This is a genomic window from Verrucomicrobiia bacterium (assembly GCA_019634635.1).
Classification (GTDB): Bacteria; Verrucomicrobiota; Verrucomicrobiia; order Limisphaerales; family UBA9464; genus UBA9464.
Genome location: JAHCBB010000049.1, coordinates 1 through 23,081 on the forward strand (window position 1 = coordinate 1; position 23,081 = coordinate 23,081).

The following is a 23,081-nucleotide window of genomic DNA, read 5'->3' on the forward strand; positions in this document are numbered from 1 at the left end:
CGAACATCGCGCCCGTCTTGGCCATGGCCCATCCAACCGCCGGTTGACGGCGGACGGAGGTCAGCGTGCCCCGATGACCACCATGAACTACCTGCCGGACTCTCCGGCAGCCAAGCTCTGGGAGCTCCTGCGCCGGAATCCCCAGTTCCGCGCCGATGTGGATCGCCTCGCCCGGCTCCGGACCAAAACCAGGTCGCCGGTCCGAAGAACTCGCCTGCGGGCCTTGGAACAAGGATCGAAGTTCCTCCAAGGGGTGCAGTCCCGGAACGAATTCGCACACCTTGCCCTCCAATGGCTCGAACCGCAGCCGCTCTTCATCGAAGAGCGCGTGGTGCCTCGGAATGAACCGGAGGCACCAGCCCGGCAAGTGATTGTCGGGCGGATCGTCCGCCTGGGATTCGGGCTGACTCCCAACACCCGCGATGGCTCCTGGCAGTGGTTCAAAGCCGGCCGTTTGGGCAGCGCCGAGTCGCAAGCCAACCATGCCGGCTGGCCGATGCGGTGGGGTCCTCGCGTTGTTCGCCGTGTTGCTCGTGACTCGAAAGGGGCCGACCGATCCTTCGACCCTATTGCCGAGTGGGCCGACTGGTTTGACAGGCACACTTTCACCGTGCATTCGGCCTGGCCCGACACGCCACCGGGTTTCCGAAGGGATTGGGAACTCCTTTGGCGTGATTGCTCGGGAACGGGCCAAAAGGCCAGCCTGACCGATCTCAATCGCGGCTGGAGCCCCTCGGGAATCGTTGCCCGCGCACTTCAGGAGATCCGCGAGGCGAACCGCTACATTCAAGCATTGCTGGGTGACCTCGATCTGGAGCGCCGTGGTTTCCCCGGGACGACGGTACCCGCCATCTCGACCCGGGGCGGCGGGCACCTGCGACAGTATCGGAAGTTGGTTGCCGCCGTAGATCAGTGAGACGCCGGAAGCGGCCTTCCCCGCCAGCGTTCGCTAACGTTCCAGGCCTTGGAAGAAGTCCGCGTTCAGGGTCGTCCCGGACTTGACCTCGATGGCATCCAGTTGATCGCCGTCCTCCCGGATCACGTCCACTTCGTGGCCGGCGCTGTCGCGCCAGAAGAACAGGCCCTCCGGAAACCCCCGGTTGAATCGGGCCTTACACAGCTCGCCGAGCACCCAGGTCTCGACCAGCGGCCCGCGCAATGGATTGAGCGTGAGCGTGGCGGCGTCCTTGATGCCCAGCAGCCAGGCGGCGAGGCCGGCATCCAGGAAGCAGAGCTTGGCGGTCTTGACGAGCCGCTTGTTGAAGTTGCGGTGGTGCGGCGGGAGCAGACGGACCAGCCACAATCCCCTGCAGATGGGACAGCAGGTCGGGGCACCGTTGGACCTCATCCAGAAAGCACGACAAGCATTCAGCCACTGACCACGTTCCATCGGGCTGTCGGCCTCGTGACCCGAAGAGGATGTCCGGGAATCCGAACCGCCTGTTCCGGGAAGCAAGCGCGGCAGAGGACTGCCGCATTCCGTGACGGCTTCGCGACGCGCGGGCTGGTCGGAAGGGCGGCGGCGGACGATGATTCGATTGTTTGGTCATCTCGCTACCATACTTTACATCTGGTAGACTCAAACGTATAGTTCGCTAGCATGATTCCAAGGCCGTTCTGGCAGCAGCGGATTGCGGATGCCTGGGGGGAGGCACCCATTGTCTGGTTGTGCGGGGTCCGAAGGGCGGGGAAGACGACTCTGGCGCGGCAGTTGGGCGAAGACCGCACGCTCTACATGAACTGCGACCTACCTGAAGTGGAGGACCAGGTGCGCGATCCGCTGCGGTTCTTCCGCTCCTGCGAGAAGGAGGTGGCGATCTTTGATGAAATCCATCAACTGCGTGATCCGGCACGGTTGCTAAAGGTGGGCGCAGACGAATTTCCCCGGCTCAAGATTCTGGCCACCGGATCCTCAACCCTGGCGGCCAGTCGGAAATTCCGGGACACGCTTGCGGGGCGCAAGCGCCTGGTGCCTTTGGTTCCGGTGCTGCTGGAGGAACTGACGGCCTTCGGCAATGCCACACTGGCGCGACGACTGCTTCACGGCGGCCTGCCGCCTGCGCTCCTGGCAAACGCCAAGAAGGCATCGTTTTACCGTGAGTGGATGGATTCGTTCTTCGCGCGGGACATCCAGCGTTTGTTTGGTTTTCGGGATGTGAACCGATTCAACACCTTCTTCGAATACTGTCTGCGGCAGAGCGGCGGGCAGTTCGAACAAACCAAGGCTGCCAGCGCGGTGGGCATCACGCGTCCGACGGTCGAGAGCCATCTGCGTGCGCTCGAAATCACCCATGCGGTCACCCTGCTGCGGCCATTTCACGGCGGCGGCCAGAACGAGATTGTCCGGCAACCGAAGGTGTACGCGTTTGACACCGGTTTCGTGAGCTGGGCGCGCGGGTGGGAGCCGCTCCGGTCCGACGACTGCGGGTTGCTGTGGGAGCACGTGGTCCTCGAACACTTGCAGGCGCACTTCCCCGAAACGCCGGTGCGCTACTGGCGGGACAAGCAGGGGCGCGAGGTGGATTTCGTGTTGGCACGGGGCCGGGATGAAGTGGATGTGATCGAATGCAAATGGAGCAGCGACGCATTCGAGGCCGACGCGTTGCATGCCTTTCGCAGCCACTATCCGAAGGGACGCAACTATCTGTTCAGCCCCTTGGGATCGCAGGGATACACGAAACGCTTCGGTACCCATGACGTGTCCGTTTGCCCACCTCCGGAGTTCACCGGGTCGGCGCTGCCATGACAATCGCGGGCTGACCACAGCAGCCTGGCGAATGCGGCGCATCCAGGCCACGATTGACGCGGAGTTTTCCCGCGTTGAGGCGGATGCGGCATTGCTGCGCGTCCTGCCCACGGACCGGCTTGGGCACCTGCCCGTGGTGGCGCTCGGTGAGTTTCTGTTTGGCATCTGCCGGTCACGAGAACGACCGAAGCTGGAGCGGTGGATTGAAGCGGTGAAAGCAACCTGCGTGCGTGCTCGCGGTGGTGGATGGAGACACCGCGGACCCTTACGCCAACATCCGCGAGGAACTCCGCGCCGCGGCGACACCCATTCCCGAGAACGACATCTGGATTGCCGCACTCTGCCGGCAACACCAACTGGCGGTGGCCAGCCGTCACGTACACTTCGACAGGGTACGCGGACTGAGGCGCGTGACGTGGTAAGACGACGGCCCAACCGGTCGGGTAAACAATGTTCCAGGTCCTCTGTGCGTTCCTCTTGCCGCTCTCTGGCCGGAAGACGAGACGCAAGGCATGGCATCTGGCGTGAAGACGCGAAGGAATTCTGTGCCTCACTGGCGGGGAGCGTTTTCGGGATCTTGCGCCCAAACCAAATCCCCGGGGTGACCGTTGCCGCCCCCCCGGATCCGGCTTGAACGAGTCGCGACAGGCGGGCCGCTGGTGCCAGTTGGCGCTCGCCCCCGGCGCCGCTTCCCGCATGCTGGCGTCAGGGCCCGATGTCCGCCGATCCCGAGATCCCCGCCATTGCCGCCCGGGGCCTGATCCGCCGTTTTGGCGGGGTGACCGCCCTGGACGGCGTGACACTTGACGTTCGTCCCGGAGAGTTTTTCACCCTCCTCGGCGCGTCGGGCTGCGGCAAGACGACCCTGCTGCGCCTCCTCGCCGGACTCGATCAACCGGATGCCGGAAGCCTGCACCTGCATGGAGCCGATGCGCTCCGCCTGCCGCCCCACGCCCGCCCGGTCAACACGGTCTTTCAATCCTATGCCTTGTTCCCGCACCTCACCGTGCGGGAGAACGTCCTCTTCGGACTGCGCATGAAGCGGGTGGCACCGCCCGAGGCCGCGCGGCGGGCCGCGGCAGCGCTCGAGTTGTGCGAGATCGGCGAACTGGCCGGGAGGCGTCCGCACCAGCTCTCCGGCGGCCAGCAGCAGCGGGTCGCGCTTGCCCGGGCCCTCGTCAACGAACCCCGCGTGCTGTTGCTCGACGAACCCCTGGCCGCACTGGATCCACAGCTCCGCCGCCAATTGCGCGAGGGCCTTCACGCGCTTCAGCGGCGCCTGGGCATCACCTTTGTGCTCGTCACCCATGACCGGGAGGAGGCGCTGTCGCTGAGCGACCGGTTGGCCCTGATGCGGGAGGGGCGCATCGAGCAGGTCGGGCCGGGGGAAATGCTCTACCGGCATCCCGCCACCCGGTTCGTCGCCGGGTTCCTTGGGGAGTGCAATCTCGTCCCGGCGCGCGTCGTGGCCCCCGGCGAGATCGAGTCGGCGCTGGGACGCTGGCGCGTCGCCGACACGCCCCAGGTGTCGGGACCGGTATGGGCCGCGTTTCGTCCGGAAGCCGTCACGCTGGCCGGCAGTGATTCCCCGAATGCCTTCAGCGCTGTTCTGGCCCGGCGAACGTTCACCGGAGCCACTTCGGCCTGCATGGCCGAAGCGGGAACGCAACCCGTCCTGCTGACCCTCCCGACCGGAGCCACGACGGAGGCGTCCCACGCTGTCGGCTCCCTCCTGCGCCTCGCCGTGGATCCACGGCGGATTTCCGTGCTCACCGAATGATCCCCGCAAACCGTCCGGCCACCGTCCGTGCCGCGCTCCTGACCGCAGGACCCGCGCTCCTCTGGATGGGCGTGTTCCTCGGGCTGCCCATGGCCGGATTGGCGGTGGTGAGCTTCCTGACACGCGGGGATTACGGAGATTTCGGACTGCCGTGGACGCTGGAAAACTACGCGCGCCTCGCAGGACGCACTGAACTGGGATTCGACCCTCTCTATCCGCGAATTCTCGGCCGCAGCGTGGCCCTGGGAGCCGCGACCACTGCGTTATGCCTGGCGGGTGCGCTGCCGGTGGCGTTCTTCATTGCCCGTCGGACCGCCCGGTGGCAGGCGACGCTGCTGACGCTCTTGTTGGTGCCGTTCTGGACCAACCTTCTGATTCGGACCTATGGCTGGCAGGTGTTGCTGGCCCCGGGGGCCCCGTTGTCCCGGCTGGCGGCCGCATTCGGGATCATCCCACCGGACGCAGGGATCTACCCGGGACTCGTGGCGGTCCTGGTGGGCATGGTCTGCGATTTTCTGCCGTTCATGGTGCTGCCGCTCTATGCGTCGGTCGAAAAGGTGGACTGGACCCTTGCCGATGCCGCCGCCGACCTCGGGGCGACACCTTGGGGGATCTTTCGCCATGCCCTTTGGCCGCAGATCCGGCCCGGAGCGGCCGCCGGCATGGCGCTGGTGTTCCTTCCGGCGACCGGACAGTTCGTGGTTCCCGATCTGCTTGGGGGGGCCCGGGTGCTCATGGTGGGCAATGCCATCCAGCAACAGTTTGGCACCAGCCGCGACTGGCCGTTCGGGGCCGCCATGGCGTGTGTGACCTTGTTGTTGTTGCTGCTGCTGGCGGTGAGCCGGCGGCGCCGGGAGGCGCATGCGGTGGAGTCATGAGACGCCCTGGAATCTTCTGGCTCACTGCAGCGGCCACCGTGCTGGCGCTCGCCTTCGTGTACCTGCCGCTGGCGACCATCGCGCTGGCGTCGTTCAATGCCGCACGGTTCGGTACCCGTTGGGAGGGATTCACCCTGGAGTGGTACGTCCGGCTCTTCCAGAACGCCGACGCCTGGCGGGCGGCGCGCAACTCGATCACGGTCGCACTCGCCAGCACGTCCATCGCCACCGTGCTCGGCACCCTGCTGGGGTTCGGACTCGCCCGCCGCCGGTTTCGCGGACGCCGCGCCGCCGAGGGACTGCTCCGGGTTCCAATGTGCCTCCCGGACATCGTGCTCGCCGTCGCCCTGCTTCTTTTCTTCGGACAAACCCGCCGGTTCCTGGGGATCGGCGAACTCGGTCTCGGCATCATGATTCTGGGCCACGTCACCTTCCAGCTCCCGTTCGTCGCCCTGGTGGTTCGCGCCCGGGCCTTGGGACTCGATCCCCGCCTTGCGGAGGCGGCGCGGGACCTTGGAGCGACGGCACCGGTGGCCTTCATGAGGGTGACCCTGCCGCTCCTGATGCCCGGCATCCTGGGAGGCGCCCTGCTCGCCTTCACGCTGAGTCTTGACGACTTCATGACGAGTTTCCTGCTCAGCGGACCGGGCTCGGCGACGCTGCCAGTGCTCATCTATTCGAGCGTGCGCCGGGGGCTGTCGCCGGAGATCCATGCCCTGTCCACGCTCATCATGGTGATCTCATTGCTCGCAGTGGTTGCCGCCCGCCGCCTGCTGCGAGGTCGGGACGCCGGGGGAGCGTCGTCCGCACCACCGCCCTCAGTCGGTCCAGGCGCCGCTTGACGTCGCGCGTCCCGCCGGTCATTTGCGAGCCCATGAACGTGTGCTCCCGCCTGGCCCGGTTTGCCACGGTGACCCTCGGCATCCTGCTGCTCACCCCCGCAATGGCCGCCGGCCGGCTGAACGTGTTGATCTGGTCCGAATACCTCGACCCGGCAGTGGTGGCGGATTTCGAGGCGGCCCACGGGGCGAAGGTTTTCGTGGATGTCTACGAGGAGTCGGAGTCCATGCTCGCGAAGCTCCAGGGCGGGGGTGCATCGCAATACGACGTCGTCTGCGTTCCCGATTCCCTCGTCATTGCCGCGATCCAGCTCAAGCTCCTGGCACCACTCCGCAAGCAGAACCTGCCAAACCTGCGCCACCTCGAACCCCGGTTCACCCGCCTCAGTTTTGACCCGACCGGCACCTACACCGTGCCCTACCAGTGGGGAACCCTGGTGCTGTACTACCGGGAGGATCCCGGACGCCCCGCGCCCGATTCCTGGGCGGCGATCTTCGATCCCACGGCATCCTACGGGCCCTTCACCCTGCTCGACTCGGTCCGCGACACGATCGGTGCCGCGCTCAAGTATCGCGGACACAGCTTCAACAGCACCAACACCGCGCACCTGCGCGACGCCCGCGACCTCGTCCAGGCCGCCAAGGCGCGCGCCATCGGCTTCGAGACCACGGTGTCCGGACGCAACCGCGTCCTGGCCGGCACCTCGGCCCTCGCGTTGGTGTACAGCAGCGACGCGGCCCGTGGCATGGCGGAGAATCCCGGGACCCGCTGTGTGATCCCGAAGGAAGGGAGTGAAATCTGGCTCGACACCCTGGCCATCACGGCCCGGGCGCCAAACCGTGACCTTGCCGAGCAGTTCTTGAACTGGATTCTGGATCCAAGACAGGGCGCCCGGATCTCCACCTTCACCCGCTCCGGAACCCCCAACGCCGCCGCCCGCAACCTCATTGCGCCGGAGGTGCTTAAGAACACGGCGGTCTATCCCCCGCCCGAAGTCATGGCCCGCCTCGAATTCCTCGAAGACCTCGGAAGCAGGACACGGCTCTACGACCAGATTTGGACCCAGATCAAGGCGAAGTAGCCCGCAGCGGGTTCTTCCAATCGGCTTGCCTGATGCCGGGCGCCGGGGCTTCCTTTGCATTCCACCACCTGCCGCCATGGGGTCCCACCGCCATCTCGTTGTTTTCCTGTTCCTGCTGCTCTCCGCCCCGAATCCCGGTCGCGCGGCCGAGAATCCCTATCCGCCCGGCCCCGACTCCGTCCGGCAGGAAGGCGTGCCCCACGGAGACGTCGTCAAGGGAACCTTCATCGCCGGCACCAACAGCGTGTTTCCGGGAACCGTCCGCGACTACTCGCTCTACATCCCCCAGCAACTGGATCGCTCCCGGCGCGCACCCCTGCTGGTGCTGCAGGACGGCGGCGGCTACCAGGCCGTCCATGTGCTGGACAACCTGATCGCGAAGCGGGAAATCCCGGCCCAGATCGGCCTGTTTGTCATGCACGGGCGCGTGCCGTCGCGGTCCACCAACGCGCTCGACCGGTTCAACCGCAGCTACGAATACGACGGGCTCGGTGACACCTACGCGCGATTCCTCCTGGACGAGTTTTTCCCGTTCGTTGAGCAGAACCACGGGGTGCTGCTGACCACCAACGCCAGCGAACGGGCCATCGGCGGCGCCAGCAGCGGGGGCATCTGCGCCTTCACGGCTGCGTGGGAACGGCCCGACGCCTTCCGCAGGGTCTTCACCAGCATCGGCACCTACGTCGGCCTGCGCGGCGGGCACAGCTACCCGACCCTCATCCGCAAGGTCGAACCCAAGCCGATCCGCATCTTTCTGCAGGGCGGCGAGAACGACCTGAACATTTATGGAGGGGACTGGTGGATGGCCAATCAGGAAATGCAGCGGGCGCTCGAGTTCGCCGGCTACGACGTCCGCCACGCCTGGGGCACCGGCGGGCACGACAGTTTCCAGGCCACTCAAGTGTTTCCCGATGCCCTCCGCTGGCTGTGGCGGGATCATCCGGCGCCCATCACCGCCAACCCCGAAGGCCGTTCGAAACAGCCCGTGGTGCGCGAGATCCTCGCGCCGGATTCGGAATGGGAGCTGGTGGCCGGGGGCTTCGGGTTCACCGAGGGCCCCGCCGTCAATGCCGCGGGCGAGGTGTTCTTCACCGACATCCCAAACCAACGCATCCATCGCGTGGACGCCAATGGTGCCGTGTCGGTCTTCGCCTCGGAGACCGGCGGGGCCAACGGCTTGATGTTCGGTCCCGATGGCCGTCTGTTCGCCGCCGCGGGCGGGTCGCGTGAAATCGCCGTGTACACCCCGGATGGCGTGCGCTCGGTCCTCGCCACGGGGATTGAGGGCAACGACCTCTGCGTCACCCACGACGGCAACCTGTACGTCACCGAACCCTCGCAAAAGCGTGTCTGGCTGGTCACCCCGGACGGAGAGAAGCGCGTCGTGGACGAGGGAATCAACTTCCCCAACGGCGTCCGCCTTTCCCCCGACCAGAGTTTGCTGTTTGTCAGCGACACCCGCGGCGCGTTCGTGTGGTCGTTCCAGGTTCAGGACGACGGCTCGCTCGCGTACAAGCAGCGCTACCATCATCTCCACCTGGTGGACGGCTCCACCCAGAGCGGCGCGGATGGCATGACCCTGGATCGTGACGGACGCCTCTACGTGACCACCGAAATGGGCCTCCAGTTCTGCGATCAGGCCGGCCGGGTGAACGGCATCGTGTCGAAGCCGCAACCGCGCTGGCTTTCCAACGTGGTGCTGGGTGGACCGGAGTTTGACCAGCTCTACGTCACCTGTGCGGACAAGGTGTATCGCCGCCCGGTCCGCGTGCGCGGTCTTGATCCTGTGAAACCGCCCCTCAAGCCGGCACCACCCCGGCTCTGATCGCTCCGAACGAACTCTCGTCGGCGATTCCAGGCCCCGGGGACCCGTCCGGCCCGGCCCGTTGCGCGACCTGTGCGTCACCTTGTCCGGCCCGATTCCCAGGATCGGTGCCGTCACGTAACCACGGTTCACCCGCGGATCAGACCGGTTCACCCGGCAAACCTGCGGCTGACCACACCCTGCAACAAGGCATCGGCTGTGGACGTGCTAAGTTGCTCGCATGGTTGTTGTTTGGAGCGGTATGCGGTTGGGGGCTTCCCCGGGCGGATGGTGGCTCGCAGTCTGTCTTGCCCTCCTGGGATTCGCCGACGTCGGCCGGGCAGCCAGCGGGACCGCTCCGGTGCCGGCCCGTCATCCGGGGACGCTCCGGATGGTCCAGCATTTGGAGCGCGTTCGCGAGACCGCGGATCCGCGGGCCATGTCTTACCTCGCCGAAGGACAGCTCACACGCCTTCGGAAGGCCCTGGCCCTGGCCACGAATGCCCAGCAACAGATCCCGATCCGCTATCACCTCGCCTACCAGCAACTGCTGTGCGGGCGCACACTGGAGGCGTTGGACACCTGGGAGGCCATCGAACGGGAAGTGGCGACTTCGGGCGGCCGGATTGAAGGCCGGGCGGCGGTTGAGCTCCGCATGCGCAAGGCCATTGCGCACCTCCGACTGGGAGAACAGGAAAACTGCCAGGCCAACCACACCGCGGAATCGTGCCTGTTCCCGATCGAACCCGGGGGCTGGCACCGGCTGCCTCGCGGCTCACGGAGCGCCATCCCGCTGCTGACCGAACAGTTGAACGAATTCCCTGGAGATCCCGGCAGCCGCTGGCTGCTCAACCTCGCCTACATGACGCTTGGGGAATGGCCCGACAAGGTGCCGGCCCGCTGGCTGATCCCGCCCAAGGTGTTTGCGTCGGAGTACCCGCTGCCGCGATTCCCCGAGGTCGCCGGATCGCTGGGGCTGGATGTGGACGACCTGGCAGGCGGCTGCATCGTGGATGACTTCGACAACGACGGATTCCTGGACGTGATGGTCTCGGCGTGGGGCCTCGACGGACAACTCCGCCTATTCCGCAATGGCGGCGACGGCACCTTTACCGAGAGGACCGTGGAGGCGGGGCTTGCCGGACTGGTGGGGGGCCTCAATATCCAGCAGACCGACTACAACAACGACGGCCACCTGGACGTCTGGATGCTCCGGGGCGGCTGGCTGGCCAAGGCGGGCCGGATCCCCAATTCGCTGTTGCGCAACAACGGCGACGGCACCTTCTCCGACGTGACCGAGGAGGTCGGATTGTTCTCCAGGCGGCCAACACAGACGTCGGTCTGGTTCGACTTTGACGGTGACGGCTGGCTCGACGTGTTTGTAGGCAATGAATCCACGGATCCCGACGATCCGGATCCCTGCGAACTCTTCCGGAACAACGGCGACGGCACGTTCACCGAATGCGGCGCCGCTGCCGGATTGGCCCTGCGACGCTTCGTGAAGGGAGTGGCCTGCGCGGATTATGACGGCGACGGAAGGCCAGACCTGTACCTGTCCTGCCTCGACGGTCCCAACGTCCTGCTGCGAAACGAGGGCCCGCAGGATCCCGCAGCCGGCCCCGGGTCGCCATGGAAGTTCACCGATGTATCCCGGGCCGCCCGCGTCTCGGATACGGTTTTGAGCTTCGCCACGTGGTTCTTCGACTTCGACAACGATGGTCACGAGGATCTGGTGGCGTTCGGCTACCGGATCCGCGGCGTTGGCGACGTGGCGGCGGACTATCTCGGCCTGCCCCACCAGGGCGCCCTGCCGAAGCTGTATCGCAACAACGGCGACGGCACCTTCACCGACGTCACGGTGGCGACCGGCATGAACCGCCTGTCCCACGCCATGGGATGCAATTTCGGAGACCTCGACAACGACGGCTGGCTCGACATGTACCTGGCCACGGGGGATCCCGACCTGACCACGCTCATTCCCAACCGCATGTTCCGAAATGACGGGGGCCGCTACTTTCAGGAGGTCACGACCGCCGGCGGGTTCGGGCACCTCCAAAAGGGCCACGGCATTGCCTTTGCCGATCTGGATCACGATGGCGATCAGGACGTCTACGCGGTGATGGGCGGCGCCTTTCCGGGCGACAACTACCGCAACGCGCTCTTCCTGAATCCCGGAACCACCAATCACTGGCTCAAGCTGTCGCTCGTGGGCACGCGGGCCAACCGCGCGGCCATCGGCGCGCGCATCCGCGTCGAGGTGCAAACCCCGGATGGACCCCGCCGCATCTTCAAGACGGTCAACAGCGGCGGCAGCTTCGGCTCCTCGCCGCTGCGGCAGGAGATCGGCCTCGGCCAGGCGACGGCGGTCACCTCCGTGGAGGTCGTCTGGCCCGGGTCGGGACATCGCCAGACCTTTGACGACATCGAGCCCAACCGGGCCTACCAGTTGAAGGAGGGGCGTCCCGACGCCCTCGCCCTCCGTTTGCCGGCGATCCGAATCGTCCCGGACGGACGACACTCGCACAGGTCGCGGGAGCGGGCCGGGCTTTAGTGGGCCGGTGATTCGTCATTCGGCCAATGCCCGCGATTCACCCCATCGCGCTCCCACCTTTGGCAGTGCCACGAGCGATCGCAGGCAATATCCTGTCCGGCGTTCGTGAGCCGATTGTCCTCAACCGCCCGCCTGCTGCGGGAACTGGTCGCGATTCCCAGCGTGAATCCGGCCTTCCTGCCCGCGGGCGACGCGCGCGCAGGTGAGGCCGCGATCGCGGAGTTCCTGCTGGAACGTGCACGACAGGCGGGTCTCGACGCCCGGATGCAACCGGTGACGGCCGGACGCGCCAATGTGCTGGCCCGCCTCACCCCTCCGGGAATGGTCCGGCGCCGGATTCTCCTGGCGCCCCATCTGGACACGGTGGGCTTCCCCGCCCTCGATGAACTGCTGATCCCCACCGTGACCGGTGGACGCCTCCGGGGCCGCGGGGCCTGCGACACAAAGGGCTGCGTCGCCGCCATGCTGGCCGCACTTTCAGCGGTTGCCCGGGATGGACGCCGCCCAACCGAAACCGAGATCGTGTTTGCCGGGCTGGTGGACGAGGAAAACGGGCAACTCGGGTCGCGTCACCACGCCCACCACGGCGACCCCGCTGCCCTGGCCATCGTGGGCGAGCCCACACAACTGGAGGTGATCACCGCCCACAAGGGTGATGTATGGCTGGAACTCCGAACGCACGGACGCAGCGCCCACGGGGCCACCCCGCACCTCGGGCGCAACGCCGTCCACGAAATGGCCCGGGTCGTGGACCTGCTTGAAACACGCTACGGCGCCCAGCTGAAGCGGCGGCGGCATCCGCTGCTGGGCAGTCCGACGGTCAGTGTCGGCTCCATCCGCGGTGGCACCCAGCCCAACATCGTCCCTGAGGACTGCGGGATCACGCTGGATCGGCGGACGCTGCCCGGCGAGACCGAGGCCACGGTGCGCCGGGAGATCCGTGCCCTCCTGCGCAGTGCCGGACTTCGAGCCCGATTTTCCAAACTCCAGCTGGCGCCCTGTCCGCCGCTCGAGACGAATCCGCGGCAACCCTTGGTGCAGGCGCTTTGCCGGGCCGCCGGACGCCGCCGGACGCTGGGGGTGCACTACTTCTGCGACGCGGCCCCGCTGGCGGCGGGAGGAACGCCGGCCGTCGTGTTCGGCCCCGGCGACATCCGCCAGGCGCACACGCGGGATGAGTGGATCTCCCTCACCAGCCTGGACCGCGGCACCGCGATCCTCGAACGATTCCTCCGCGCGCTCGACTGATGCCGGGGAGGGCAACCGGAGATCGAACCCTCATGCCGCGGACGCGCCATTCACGTCACACACGCCTCGAACGCACCGCTGTGCATGTGCCGCTGCATGTGCCGGGCACCGGCCGCGAAGCCGTGCCGTGATTCCTCGTTCCTCCCGGCATGCGCGTTGCCTTCCTGACCCATGAGCCGTTCCACCCTCCCAGCGGGGGTGGATCCGCCGAGGCCCCCTACCTGATCCGTGAGTTCGTCCGCCGCGGCCACGAGGTTCAGGTGTTCTGTCCCGCGTTTCCGGAATCCGATGCCGTCGCCACCCGTTTCGGGATCCGGGTGACGCCGTTCACCCGCTGGCGCATGGGCCGCTATGCGCGCCTGCGCAATCTCAAGTACCTGCTGTATCCGGGAGCGCTGGAACGGCTCGTGCGCACCGCAGCGGCTGGCGCAGGAGGTTCCCGCGCACCCTGGGACCTGATCTTTGCCCAGCACACCCTGTCCGCGGTGGCCGCGGGCCGGCTGCGGCGGCGTCTTCAAATCCCGGTGGTGCTCAACTTCCTCGATTACCTCACCGGGTTCATGGAGACGTGGCCTCCGTGGGTGATGCCCCGTCCCGTGGTCCGCCGTCTCACGCACTTCGAGCTGTCGCTGCCCCGGCGCTACCGCGTGGAGGGCATTCTGACGGTCTCCCAACCGCTCGCCGACCGGTTCGCCTCCACCGGGTATCCCCGGGAACGCATCGAGACCATCCAGTACGGATTTGATGCCGCACTGTTCCGTCCGGATCTCACCGCCACCGCATCCCCGGGTCCACCGGTGGTGCAGATGCACGGCTCCTTTGACCGCCATCACCTGGGCCCGATCGCCATGGAGGCCATGGTGCGGGTCGCCACGGCGCGTCCGGATGCAATGTTGCGGCTGGTGGGCCGCCGGACTCCGGTGCTGAACGGATTCGTAACACAGCTTCGAACCCGGATTCCCGGGGTCCGGGTTGAGACACCCGGATTCGTCCCCTACCACGAGGTGGCGCGCGAGGTGGGGCGGGCGACGGTGGGACTGGTGCCCTACGAGGAATCCAACGGCACCCACTGCGCGTTTGTGGCGAAGGCCGTGGAATACCTGGCCTGCGGGGTTCCGGTCGCCAGCACGCCGCTGGAAAACCTGAAGGGCTATTTCGCCCGGGAGCTGGCCATCCGGTTCAGCCGTTTCGACGCCCCCACCTTCGCCGCCACCGTGCTGTCCTGGTTGGAGACTCCGGATGCCGAACGGCGGCGTCTGGGCCGGGCCGCGGCGGAACGGGTTGCCGCAGATCTGGACTGGGCCACGGTCACCCGGCGTGCCGTGGACCGTGCGGAAGCCGCAGCCGCCGGCCGGATTCTGAAGTGATCGCGGGCGACGCTCCGTCAGAAGACACGCCGCAGCACCAGGAAGGCGGTCGCACTCAACAGCGCGGATGCCGGCAGGGTGATCACCCACGCCAGGGCGATTGGCCGCATCAGGCCCCAGTTCGCGGCGCGATTGACCAGTCCGATGCCCAGCACGGCCCCCACCAGGATATGTGTGGACGAAACGGGAATGCCCAGCGCGGAGGCCATCATCACGACCGCCGCCGCCGAGAGTTCCGCGGAGAAGCCCGACGCCGGATGAATTTGCGTCAGGTTGGTGCCAATGGTGGCGATGACCTCGCGACCGATGAACCAGAGCCCGGCACACATGGCCACGCCGAAGGCCAGAAGCGCCACGGACGGCACCGGTGCCGTCGAGTTGATCGCCCCGGAATGCAGCACGTCGAGCACGGCGGCGAAGGGCCCGATGGCGTTGGCGATGTCATTGGATCCGTGGCTGAAGGCGAAGCCGGACGCCGTGAACACCTGCATCCAGCTGAACAGGAGAAAGGTGGACCGCTCAAGCGAGCGCTCCTTCTGCGAGCGGGCGAAAATGTGGATCACCATCCAGACCGTTGCCGCCACCATGAGCATGATCAGGAGGTTGTGGACCAGGGTGAGGCCGAGGTGCAGGTGCTGAAGCCCCTTGAACAGGACCATGGCCGTAATGACGAACGAGCCGGCGGCGGCCAGGCTTGGGACAAACCATTCGAGGGCCTGGTGGGAGTTGATCTCTTCGCGCTCCTTTTCGAGCCGGTGCATGGCGCGGTAGTACTCGGACTCGAAATCGTCCTCTCCGAGCCGGTCGCTGGAGAGCACCTGCGCCGCATCGCGCGACATGGCCTGCGTGTAGGCGATCTGCTGCAGCTCGGCCATCCGCTCGAAGGCCTCCTTGTGCCCCTGCTTGAGGTCCATGCGGCGTTGACGGATGTCGCGCAGCTTGTGCTCCGCCGTTTCGTTGTAATGCAGGATGTACCGCTTGATCGCCCCGAAGAGCACCGCGGCGGCGGCGGCGCCCAGGACGGGCGAAGCCACCCACGAAATCACGATCGTCCCGATCTGCCGCCATCGCACCAGGCTGAGGGTCGCCGCGGGACCGCCACGAAGGAATCCGAGCATCAGGGCGCCACCGACGATGCCTCCCACGATGGCGTGGGTGGTGGACACCGGCCAACCGCAACGGGTGGCCACCAGCAGCCAGAGGCCCGAGGCGAGCAGCGCGGCCATCATCACATGGACCAGCTCCATCGGACGGAACTCCGGGAGACCCTTCAGGTCCTCCAGGTTCACAATGCCGCTCCGGATCGTCTGCGTGACGGCCCCCCCCGCGAGCATGGCCCCGCTGGCCTCGAAGATGGCGGCGACGATGAGCGCCTGCCGGAGGGTCAGGGTCCCCGCCCCGACGCTGGTGCCAAAGGAATTGGCCACGTCGTTCCCGCCGACATTGAATGCCATGAATAGGCCAAAGGCGGTCGCCAGCAGGAAGACCACGCCGGTGCCCGGCGTGATGTAGCCCAACCCCCAGTGCACGAAGCTCCCGGCGGTGCCGACGAGCAGGACGAGGAACAACAGGCTGAGCTTTTCCTTCGGCATGGAATCGCGGAACGCGACACCCTGCACCGGTCACCAGCCCGCATCGAAGTGACGATCCGGTGACATTCCGACAGCGGAGGCCCATCGCCCGGCGGCCGGGAATCCGCACCGGCGGCTCAGGGGGTGCGCGCCCGAAGGATCGCGCCCGGTCGGGCATGATGCCGGCGGCGCAGCTCGTCAATCGCGCGGCTCACCAATGGCAGGTCCATCTCATGAACCTCCATGCCGCAGCCCAGCGCCTGGGGCAGGGTGACGCAAAGATCGCCCCCCAGATGCTCCCGGAATTCCTCCAGGCCGCTGACCACGAGCAGCTGGCCTCGGTCATCCTCGTGCAGCAGCTCACCGGCAAAGAGCTCAAATCCCAGACGGTCCAGCAGGTCGAGGATCCTCCCGGCATCCGCCGCCGCCAGCAAACCGAGGAGCCGCGCATACGTGACGTCCAGGGCAATGCCGATGGCCACCGCCTCGCCATGGCGGAGCCGGTACTCCGAGAGCTGCTCCAGCTTGTGCGCCGACCAGTGGCCGAAATCCAGCGGTCGCGCACTGCCCATCTCGAAGGGATCCCCGCCGGTGGCGATGTGGTTCAGGTGCAGCTCGGCGCTCCGGAAAATCAGGCGCTTCATCGCCTCCGACTCGAAACGCGCCAGCGCCCCGGCGACCGATTCGATCCACTCAAAAAACACGCGGTCCCGGATGCTGGCCACCTTGACCGCCTCGACATAGCCCGCCCGCTTGTCGCGGTCGGACAGTGTGGACAGCAGGTCGAAGTCGTTGATGACCGCAAAGGGCGGGGCGAAAGTGCCGATGAAGTTTTTCTTCCCGAACGCGTTGATGCCGTTCTTCACCCCGACGCCCGAGTCGTCCTGCGCCAGCGTGGTGGTCGGAATGCGCACCAACCGGATCCCCCGGTGGGCCGTTGCCGCCGCCAGGCCGACCATGTCCAGCAACGCCCCGCCGCCCACCGCGAGCAGGTAGTTGTGCCGGTCCATGTGGTGCCGGTCAATCTGGGCGTGAATCTCCGACACCCGGAAGTAGGCGTTCTTGACCGCCTCGCCTCCGATGATGCTGACCGGCGGGCCGGCCAGCCGGATGGCCTCCGGATGCGCCGCAAAGTAGCGGTGGATCGAGGGCAGCAGGTCAGGACGCGCCTCGGCCAGCGCTTCATCCACAATCACCAGCGCAAGCGCCGGACGTCCCGGGCGCCCCGGGGCCAGCACGTCGCGCAACGCCTCATTGCCAGGCGCAAACACCCCCTCGGTGAAGTGCACCTGGTGGCGCCATCGGACGACGATGTCCCGTTCAATGGACGGCATGGCTGGCAAGCCTGTGAATCCGGACGAAACCCCGCGAGAAATATTTCATTCAATGGATCTCAATGGCGCTCGCCGCCGTTTCGGAAAATCCCGCTCAAAATCGCCGGAGTGTGTCGCGCGGGTGTGGCCGTCGCCACCCCCGGGTTACCCCCCCCGGGCTCGTGGCTCCAATCAGGCACCCTCCGGCGGATGAGGCAGCTTGATCTTGCTCACCAACCGGATGCCGCCGATCTGCATGGACGCATCCACGGCCTTGCACATGTCGTAAATGGTGAGGGCCGCGACCGACACCGCCGTGAGCGCCTCCATTTCAACCCCCGTGGCGGCAGTCAGGCGGGCCGATGCGCTGATCGAGATCCGATCGCGGGTCGGAGGAATCTCGAAATCCACCGCACAATGTGTCAGGGGCAGCGGATGACAGAGCGGGATCAGTTCGCCTGTCTTCTTGGCGGCAAGGATCCCCGCAAGCCGCGCCGTTGCCAGGACGTGCCCCTTGGCGATCTGGTGCGATTCGATGAGGTCCAGGGTGCCGGGTTGCAGATGGATTGCGCCGGTGGCGACCGCCTCTCGGAACATCGCCGGCTTCCGCGACACATCCACCATCCGGGCCTCCCCTTCGGGGGACACATGGCTCAACACCTTCATGCCCCCCACCCTGATTCGTCACCGGCCCGAGCGCCAGCAATCCCCGGTGGCCGGCCGGATTTCATTCGCCAGTTCGTGCGTCCCGTCACGCGGACGAGGCGAAGGGCGGCGGGGCGGCAGGGGCCGGACGACCCCGCCGGAAGAATCCGCCGGTGCCGAAATGGCGCCAGCCAAGCCGGAGCCAGGAGACCAGCGATGCCGCGAGCCAAAGCGCCCACGCCAGCATGAGGAGGCGGTACCACCAGATCGAGATGGACCAGACCTGGGGACGGGGCAGTAGCGGACCGCTCCGATCCTGAAACCATCGCAACGTGTTCCGCGAAGAGCCGTTTCCGGTGATGAACATCTCCGGACTGCCCAGCAGACCTCCGCTCACCGCCGCGAGCAGGATCCCCATGGCGACAACCGTCATGAGCACCAGCATCACCTGCAGCAGGTTGTACCCGGCATCCGGGAGCCGCTGAAACACCGGCAGGCCGCGCCAAGCCAGGAAAAACAGCCAGGCAATCACCGCCATCGCCGCCGGGATCGGCACCTGGGTCAGCCCGATCACCAGGAGGATCCACGCCCACGACCGCAGCGGGGAGCGGGCCGCGCGCCCCAGGGCCATCGCCGCCAGCAGCGCCGCGATCAACAGGACCCAGAAGCGAACCGCGGGCCCGCGCTGCGGCCCCGCCGTCCAGAGGACCCACCGGTCGTCCGGCACCACGATCACGGTATCCACATTGACGCTTTCGACCGCCAGGCGGACCTCTCCAGCCCGGGCACGCCAGCCCAGCGACTGGTTGACCTTCCACGCGATGGAGAGCGTTTGCTCCCCGGGTCGAAGCGGAATGACCAGTCGGCCGCCATCCACTCGCGCCGGGATTGCACCTCCGGACTGGGTCAGCGCGGTGATCTCCGCACCCGGCGGCAATTCGACCGGGAAGTCCTCCGCAAGACTGGAACGGAGGACCAGATCAAGCCTGGACACCCGCTGGCGCCGCCCGAGGGTCAGTTCATGCAAGGCGCGGTCCACGGTCACCGTCGCCCCGGCACTCGCCGCTGGACGGCTGATCTCCAGGGTCACGGCCTCCCCGGGCCACGGCCTCCAAACCGGCACCAGTTCCATCGAACCCGACTCAAACAACGGCGCCAGCCCGTTCAGCGCGATGTTCCACACCGGCGACGCGACCAGTTCCCACCGCTCAACCCAGGCGTCGTCACCCCGAGTCACCATCGGGAGACGGTTGGTCGGGGTCAGGCCGCCCTCCCATTGAAACGAGGTTTCCTGCGCTCCGAGGCGCACCTCGATTTGGCCGTCCATCACGACGGCACCGGGCGAGTAGACATTCTCGTCGGGCAGCAACGGGACACGGACCGATACCGCCTTGCCGGGAGGCGACAGACGCGTGACGACCGTGTGCACCTGCCAGACGAGGCCCAACTCCAGGCGGCGGTTCACGGACACAATCGGCTGGAGTTCCTGACGCTCATACGTGGCCTCGCTGAGCGCCGACCGCTGGCGTGGGGAAAAGAACACCTGCGCATCCGGAACTCCGTCGGGGCGGACGCCGCTGAAGGTCCAATCCGGAGCCGTGATCGCCACCCGGCGTGGCCGAAGCAGGAACGACCACTCCCAGTCCGACGCCGTTCCCAACTGCCCCTCAACCCGCACCCGGTGGATCCCACCCGGAACCACCACCCACAGGAATCCGTCGTCCCGCCGCAGCGCCATCGCCTGGGATTCGTCCACGGTAACCGTCAGCGGAGACCATGCCGGCAGGCGTCCCGGCAGCGGCACCGCCGTCCGCAGCGCTGCATGGACCTCCACCTCCAGGACCAGATGTCCTCCGTCGAGGGACAGGGTCGCCCACGAAATGTCTGCGGCGTTCGGGAAGGCATCCGAAGGCTCCAGCAGCCGTTCCCGGAGCAATCCCAGGGTCGCCGAATCGGGAATGAGCGTCAGGGTCGGTGCTGGAGTTGCATCCACGGGTCCCCCCACGACCCGGCCCGCATCCTGCGCCCGCGCGATCCCCGGTGCGGTCAAGGTCCACAATAGCGCGACCACGGCGATCGCCGGCTTGATCGTTGGGGGACGCGCAGTGGACCGGCCCCGTGAGCGCAAGAGCACCGTCGCCAGTCCCAACAACAAGACGACCCGGAGAACCGTCAACACCCGTTCCAGCCCCACTGGAATCAAAATGGGGCGGACCCGTTGCGATGCTTGAACCGGGCCGTTCCATCCGAACTCGACCACCCGCCAGGACCATTCCGGGACACCGGGTCCAGTCTGAATCCGTGCCCTGGCGTCCTGCCGGAGGTTCTCGGCTTCCAGGACCTGAGCCGTGGCCGCCGGGGCATTTTCCGGGATCGCGCCATGACGCCGCGCCAGCACCGAGCCGTCGTCCCCATCCCTCGTGGATTTCCCGGGGAACCATCCGGATGAAGAACCATGGGCCCGCGCGACCGGTTCCAGTTGTGGATACAGCGCCTGCTGCACCTGCGAGGCCAGATACGGAACCAACCTCAGAACCAAGGCGCTGACGGCAATCCACAGGACTGCCGTCACCGCCTGTCGGGCACGCCCTGCGGGGACCCGGTCCCGCAGCGCCAGCGGGATCAACAGCGCCAGCCAGAGGTATCGCGGGGATCCGGGCTCGTGATACGAAAGTCCAAAAGCCAGGAACGCCAGCACCGCGGGCCCCACGCCCCAAAGGCGAAAGATCGCGAGGGTGAACACCAGCAGCAGGAATAGATCCAGCAGCGACCATGCCGTCAGCCAGTCGCCCCGCACGCGGTCCGCGCCCCATAGCGCGAATAGCCGCCAGCCGGGTGGCAGGTTCAGGACGATGTCCAGATGGTCGGCATCCGCCTGCCAGCCGGTCGCCGGCAGGTCCCGGGATCGCGCCATCCTGCCTGCGGCTTCGAGATCCAGCCCCCGGGTTCGCAACTCGACCCCGGCGGCACCGTTCTGTGGATTTCGGGTGATGAGCTGACCCTGGCCACCGCTGAGCACGGACCCCAGATCCTCCCCGGGTGCCACATCCAGACGCCACCGCTCCTGCAAGGTGCCCGTGATCCGGTCCCGAAACGTCAGTCCGCTGCCCGTCTCATCCAGCCACCATTCGCGGAGAATGTTCAATCCTGCGGGCGACTGGTCCCCCATGCCGCGAAGGCGTTGCTCCAACTGGACTGCCGCTGCGGTGTCCCAACGGTAAATCGGCAGCTGGCGCCATGAATCCGGCATGGCGGTCTGGGAGGCATCCACGGCCGGCGGCCCGACGATCTCGAGCACCCGGAAATCCGGCCGCGCCCGGAATGCGAGCAACCCCTCGGAAACGGCCGGCGGGACCTCCGGCGCATAACGAAGCGCGCGCGGATCATCGAGGCGGAAGGATTCGGTCCGGACCGTCCACTTCCCCGGCCGCACCTGGACTCGCATGCGGCCGGAGTCGTCCACAGCCACCGGAAGTCCCGACGCGACCGCCGCCAGTTTCCAGCCTTCGGGCACGACGCCTCCCAGATCCTCCTCGCGGCTCTGGCCGGAAACCATCAACTCGACCTCCTGCCGCAACCAGAGGGGAATGCCATCCTCCAGCAACGTGTAGAGCTTCACCGAGACGAAATTGCGCTCTCCCGATTCCGCCAATGCGTCGCGTTTCAGCCACAGCAGGCCACCGGCATCCCACATGGGCGCTTCCACACCCCGGCCGTCGAGGACGAGGTTGAGGATGCCGATTTCGCGCGGGAGTTGCAGGCTCTGTGGAATTTCGTTCCATGGCAGAATTCCCTCCAGCTGCACCCGGCCGGGATCGAGGCGGACCGACGGCTGCCCACCGCGCTCGATCACCGGGATGGGCACTCCATTCGACCGGACCGCGGCCGGCCACTGCCCGGGCCCGCCGGGCAGGGGAACCCAGCAGGTGCCAAATACGGTCACTCCCAGGTCAAACCTCCCGCCGGCACGCGCCGCCTCAAGATTCAATCGGGAAGGCCAGAAACAGCGGTGAGTCTTTGGATCCGAATACGGCGTCGGACATTCCCGATGGGCATCATTCCAGGTGGCCCACGTTTCCCATGATCGCAGGACGTCGGGTATCTCCCTCGGGCTGGGTGCCGCCCCCGCCGTCCGCACGACGATGAACAGCAGCAAAAACCACGCAGATGACCTCGGCTTCATGGATTTCGGGATTTGGGCCAATGCCTTCGACGGGCCGAAGCGAGCAGTGGGGGATTGACGCTGTATTGGCCCTCCTTGGAATTCCGCCTGGAGCGTGTTCCGATTCACGGCTGCTGGCAATTCGGGATGCGGTGGGGGATCGGTCACTCACGTTCTCATCGGTCCGATCCACACGTGCCGGGAGAGAAGCCCCGGACGCGGAGCACCACGTCTCCACCCAGGAGGGGTCGGACCAGTTGCCGCTTGCCGGACGCCGACGCTGCGTGTTGCGTCACGGTCATCCATGGATCTGGAGCTCAACGGAAAAGTCATTCTGGTCAGTGGTGGTGCCAAGGGGATTGGCGCGGCAACGGTGCGGATGGCCGCTGCCGAGGGGGCCCGGGTGGCGTGGGCCGACCTGGATGCTGCCGCAGGGGACGCGATGACTTCTGATATCCCCGGGGGCCGCTTCATCGCCGGTGACCTTTCCGACGATGCCGCCTGCCGTCAGGCGGTTGCGGCCACCGTCGCCGCCTTCGGACGACTGGATGTGTTGGTGAACAACGCGGGCGTCAACGACAGCGTCGGCCTGAATTCCCCGCCGCCGGCATTTCTCGCCTCGCTGCGCCGGAACCTCATGCCGGCCTACGCGCTGACCCATTTCGCCCGTCCCCACCTCCGGGAAAGCCGGGGCGCCATTGTCAACGTCAGCTCCAAGGTCGCGACCACCGGACAGGGAAACACTTCGGGATATGCCGCCTCCAAGGGCGCGCTTGAGGCCCTGACCCGCGAATGGGCGCTGGCCCTCGCCTCGCACGGCGTCCGGGTCAACTGCGTGGTTCCGGCCGAATGCGACACCGACCAGTACCAGCGCTGGTTCACCGGCCAACCGGATCCTGCCGCCGCCCGCGCGCGGGTGGAGGCGCTCGTGCCCCTGGGCCGCCGGCTGACCACCCCGGAGGAGGTGGCTTCCGCGATCCTATGGATGGCCTCCGCGCGGGCGTCCCACGTGACCGGTCAGATCCTCTTCGTGGACGGCGGCTACACCCACCTCGATCGCGCGGCCAGTTCCGACCACGCCTGGTGATTTCAATG

Annotated in this window: 17 protein-coding genes; 12 read left to right on the plus strand and 5 right to left on the minus strand. The window is 66.8% G+C overall.

What is annotated here, in order from left to right; all coding sequences use genetic code 11:
- The coding region (locus KF791_19780; GenBank protein ID MBX3734824.1) for a hypothetical protein at window positions 1-916 on the plus strand (916 nt) is incomplete at its 5' end.
- Between the two features lie 33 nt (window positions 917-949).
- Here the strand turns inward: KF791_19780 and KF791_19785 are convergent.
- Window positions 950-1,348, minus strand: coding sequence for a DUF4143 domain-containing protein (locus KF791_19785; GenBank protein MBX3734825.1), 399 nt, complete (start codon window positions 1,346-1,348; stop codon window positions 950-952).
- A gap of 252 nt (window positions 1,349-1,600) precedes the next feature.
- On the opposite strand from KF791_19785, the gene KF791_19790 reads away from it, so the two are divergent.
- From KF791_19790 to KF791_19835, 10 genes are all read left to right on the plus strand, one after another.
- Window positions 1,601-2,746: an ATP-binding protein gene (locus tag KF791_19790; protein MBX3734826.1), complete on the plus strand. Its 1,146-nt coding sequence runs from the start codon at window positions 1,601-1,603 to the stop codon at window positions 2,744-2,746.
- Window positions 2,747-2,976: 230 nt separating this feature from the next.
- Window positions 2,977-3,168 (plus strand): hypothetical protein, encoded by a 192-nt coding sequence (locus tag KF791_19795; protein MBX3734827.1) that lies wholly within the window; start codon window positions 2,977-2,979, stop codon window positions 3,166-3,168.
- A gap of 293 nt (window positions 3,169-3,461) precedes the next feature.
- Window positions 3,462-4,526 (plus strand): ABC transporter ATP-binding protein, encoded by a 1,065-nt coding sequence (locus KF791_19800; protein ID MBX3734828.1) that lies wholly within the window; start codon window positions 3,462-3,464, stop codon window positions 4,524-4,526.
- On the plus strand, window positions 4,523-5,404 hold the full coding sequence (locus KF791_19805; GenBank protein ID MBX3734829.1) for an ABC transporter permease: 882 nt from the start codon (window positions 4,523-4,525) through the stop codon (window positions 5,402-5,404). The genes KF791_19800 and KF791_19805 overlap by 4 nt, the downstream gene beginning before the upstream one ends.
- Window positions 5,401-6,246 (plus strand): ABC transporter permease, encoded by an 846-nt coding sequence (locus KF791_19810; protein ID MBX3734830.1) that lies wholly within the window; start codon window positions 5,401-5,403, stop codon window positions 6,244-6,246. The genes KF791_19805 and KF791_19810 overlap by 4 nt, the downstream gene beginning before the upstream one ends.
- Window positions 6,247-6,278: 32 nt before the next feature.
- Window positions 6,279-7,325 (plus strand): spermidine/putrescine ABC transporter substrate-binding protein, encoded by a 1,047-nt coding sequence (locus KF791_19815; protein ID MBX3734831.1) that lies wholly within the window; start codon window positions 6,279-6,281, stop codon window positions 7,323-7,325.
- A 76-nt stretch (window positions 7,326-7,401) separates the two neighbouring features.
- Complete coding sequence (locus KF791_19820; protein MBX3734832.1) at window positions 7,402-9,150, plus strand: SMP-30/gluconolactonase/LRE family protein; 1,749 nt, start codon at window positions 7,402-7,404, stop codon at window positions 9,148-9,150.
- Window positions 9,151-9,370: 220 nt separating this feature from the next.
- Window positions 9,371-11,680 carry a CRTAC1 family protein gene (locus tag KF791_19825; GenBank protein ID MBX3734833.1) on the plus strand — a complete coding sequence of 770 codons (2,310 nt, stop codon included), beginning with the start codon at window positions 9,371-9,373 and terminating at the stop codon, window positions 11,678-11,680.
- Between the two features lie 114 nt (window positions 11,681-11,794).
- Complete coding sequence (locus tag KF791_19830) at window positions 11,795-12,928, plus strand: M20/M25/M40 family metallo-hydrolase (GenBank protein ID MBX3734834.1); 1,134 nt, start codon at window positions 11,795-11,797, stop codon at window positions 12,926-12,928.
- 149 nt (window positions 12,929-13,077) lie between these two features.
- The gene (locus KF791_19835; protein ID MBX3734835.1) at window positions 13,078-14,295 is read left to right on the plus strand and encodes a glycosyltransferase family 4 protein; all 1,218 of its coding nucleotides are present in this window, start codon (window positions 13,078-13,080) and stop codon (window positions 14,293-14,295) included.
- 17 nt (window positions 14,296-14,312) lie between these two features.
- Here KF791_19835 and KF791_19840 read toward each other — a convergent pair whose 3' ends face one another.
- The 4 genes from KF791_19840 to KF791_19855 form a co-directional block, all read right to left on the minus strand.
- Window positions 14,313-15,887 (minus strand): inorganic phosphate transporter, encoded by a 1,575-nt coding sequence (locus KF791_19840; GenBank protein MBX3734836.1) that lies wholly within the window; start codon window positions 15,885-15,887, stop codon window positions 14,313-14,315.
- A 116-nt stretch (window positions 15,888-16,003) separates the two neighbouring features.
- A complete protein-coding gene (locus KF791_19845) occupies window positions 16,004-17,200 on the minus strand; it encodes a 3-dehydroquinate synthase (protein MBX3734837.1) in 1,197 nt (398 codons plus the stop codon).
- A gap of 171 nt (window positions 17,201-17,371) precedes the next feature.
- Window positions 17,372-17,845: a cyclic pyranopterin monophosphate synthase MoaC gene (gene moaC, locus KF791_19850; GenBank protein MBX3734838.1), complete on the minus strand. Its 474-nt coding sequence runs from the start codon at window positions 17,843-17,845 to the stop codon at window positions 17,372-17,374.
- 85 nt (window positions 17,846-17,930) lie between these two features.
- A complete protein-coding gene (locus tag KF791_19855) occupies window positions 17,931-22,007 on the minus strand; it encodes a hypothetical protein (protein MBX3734839.1) in 4,077 nt (1,358 codons plus the stop codon).
- A gap of 283 nt (window positions 22,008-22,290) precedes the next feature.
- On the opposite strand from KF791_19855, the gene KF791_19860 reads away from it, so the two are divergent.
- Window positions 22,291-23,073 (plus strand): SDR family oxidoreductase, encoded by a 783-nt coding sequence (locus KF791_19860; GenBank protein ID MBX3734840.1) that lies wholly within the window; start codon window positions 22,291-22,293, stop codon window positions 23,071-23,073.
- Window positions 23,074-23,081 lie beyond the last annotated feature (8 nt).